Raw genomic sequence first — 1,369 nt, forward strand, 5'->3', positions numbered from 1 at the left:
ATGGAATGGCAACCCTTTTTTTGACAAAATTTATAAGGTGTCATGAAACCTTCCTGTTATTGCTCCGATTGCCCTTGAAAATGAGTCTCCTCGGATCTGATGCTTCTCGGCAGATGCTCAAGCTAAAATGATTACGCTGCCTCTCCACCGATATCACATCCGAGCTCATTATCAAGGGGACGTTTCGTCAATCTCTTTTGACGAAACGCCATTGGAGTTTCGTAGCCCAATGTGCCGTGCACCCGCAAGTAGTTCCACCAATGCACGTAATCAAATAATTCTCGTTGTAAGTCTCCCAGCGTTTCAAATTGGTACTGACGAATAAATTCCACTTTGACCGATTTGTATGTAGACTCCGCAACCGCATTATCATAGGGACAGCCTTTCTTGCTTAAAGAACGCGTGATATCAAAGGCTGATAGAATTTCTTCAATGGTTTGGTTATCAAATTCTTTCCCGCGATCCGTATGAAAAAGAGTCACATTCGTCAAAGGATAGACGATTCGAGCGAACGCCGCTTTGACTAACGCCGCGTCTTTTTTCTTGCCGCAAGAATACCCAATAATTTCTCGATTGAACAAATCGAGGATAAGACAGATATAATGCCAGTGCTTACCAACACGCACATAGGTAAGATCAGTAACGATTGCCTCCAATGGTGTTCCTTTTGAGAAGCTTCGATCCAATACATTCGCTGTTTTGGCTTCGTTACAAGAAGAAGCGGACACCTTGAAATGAGCGAGTGTGTAGGTTGAGCGCAATCCGCGTTGCTTCATGATACGCCCAATTCTGCGGCGACTGACTTGAAGCCCAAGATTGGCCAAGCATTTCTTCAGTTTACGGGTGCCATACGCTTTACGATTGCGGAGAAATTCTTCTTCCACGAGTGCTTCTAGCTCGGCTTCGTTTTCGACTGTTTTGGCTTGATAATAATAGGTTTGTCGCGAAATGTTTAAGACCTTGCACATCGCTGATATCGAGTATTTGTGCTTGTTGGCATCAATTACTTGTCTTTTCGTCCGAATATCAGCGCCGCTTGCTTTAAAATGTCGTTCTCCATTTCCAGTTGCTTATTTTTCTTTCGCAGAGCGATCAGTTCCTGTTGCTCCGGAGTAAGGTTGTCTTTTTCTTTAAAGGAGCCAGTGGTCTGAGCCTGCTTCACCCATTTATCAAAGGTAGAAGCGGTCAGCTCGTACTCACGAATGATCTCGGCTCTAGGTTTTCCTGCGAGATATAAATCGACAATTTGTTGTTTGAATTCTTTTGAATAGGTTCGACGTTGACGTCTTGACATAAACAATCCTCCAGTGTGTTTTTTCTTATTCTACACACCTTATTTTTTCTGTCTAGTCTAGTGTAGCCGATCCAA

At 43.5% G+C, this 1,369-nt stretch carries 1 protein-coding gene; it reads right to left on the bottom strand.

Annotation, left to right across the window (positions count from 1 at the left end):
- Nucleotides 1–131: 131 nt before the first annotated feature.
- A protein-coding gene (locus tag KQI58_RS22405; RefSeq protein WP_216411144.1) for an IS3 family transposase occupies nucleotides 132–1,294 on the bottom strand; the annotation gives its coding sequence in 2 pieces (ribosomal slippage) (nucleotides 132–1,018 and nucleotides 1,018–1,294; 1,164 coding nt in all).
- Between the last annotated feature and the right edge of the window lie 75 nt (nucleotides 1,295–1,369).

The sequence above is a fragment of the Enterococcus raffinosus genome, assembly GCF_018917525.1.
GTDB classification, from domain to species: domain Bacteria; phylum Bacillota; class Bacilli; order Lactobacillales; family Enterococcaceae; genus Enterococcus_A; species Enterococcus_A raffinosus_A.